The sequence below is a fragment of the Oleiphilus sp. HI0079 genome, from assembly GCF_001635105.1.
The window spans coordinates 1-808 of sequence record NZ_LWFT01001201.1; the positions used below are offsets into that span (position 1 = coordinate 1).

General features: G+C 46.2%; 1 protein-coding gene. It reads left to right on the plus strand.

Features of this window, described 5'->3' with window-relative positions; genetic code table 11:
• Positions 1–210 precede the first annotated feature (210 nt).
• Positions 211–808, plus strand: a 598-nt coding sequence (locus A3750_RS21395) for a C39 family peptidase (RefSeq protein ID WP_082873386.1), incomplete at its 3' end; no start/stop codon positions are given.

Sequence of the window (808 nt, forward strand, 5' to 3'; positions counted from 1 at the left end):
GGAAAGCGCAATCGTTGAGCGAATGTAAGTCATTCTAAATAGCGTTGACGGGAGCTTAGTAGGCTCCCGTTTTTTGTTGTGCCCCTATAGATTGAGCACTGGTTATCTTTAAAAAACAGCCAATTGCGGTATCGTTCGCATCAAGAATAATGAGACTGACACGTAGTGTGCGGCTGCGTGGTCGAATGGGATTACACCCGGAATAATAAAATGGTTCTGGTTACTACAGCATCGATACTATTTCTTAACTTGCTTTACGGATTCAAGGAGATTGAGCCGCATGAGCAAGGCGTCGTGTATTACGACTTTGACCTAGATAGGCCCGAGTTGTTTTATTCCGCGGAGGTAGAGCCTTATTCAGAAATCAAGTTCCGCAACATCGTTCGCCAAGCATACGATTATAGTTGCGGCTCTGCAGCCCTTACGACGATCCTTCAGCATTATCTTGGGCGAAACTTTCAAGAGCGCCAAGTGATGGAGGGCTTACTTCATTACGGTGAGAACGAGCGAATTGTAGAGCGCCGTGGTTTCTCGATGTTGGACATGAAGCGCCTCGTTACGGCCTTAGGTTTTCCTGCTGGTGGCTTTAAAGCGGAGATGCAAGACCTAATCGACTTGGATCACCCAGCGATCGTTCCAATTCAGTACGCGGGTTACAAGCATTTCGTTGTCGTAAAGACGGTGGAGAATGATCGTGTTTTTATTGCGGATCCATCGAAAGGAAACTTAACGTTCACGATTGAGCGCTTTAAAGAAGCTTGGGATCAAAATGTATTATTCGTTGTATTTCCTGGTGATACGAAGCCGG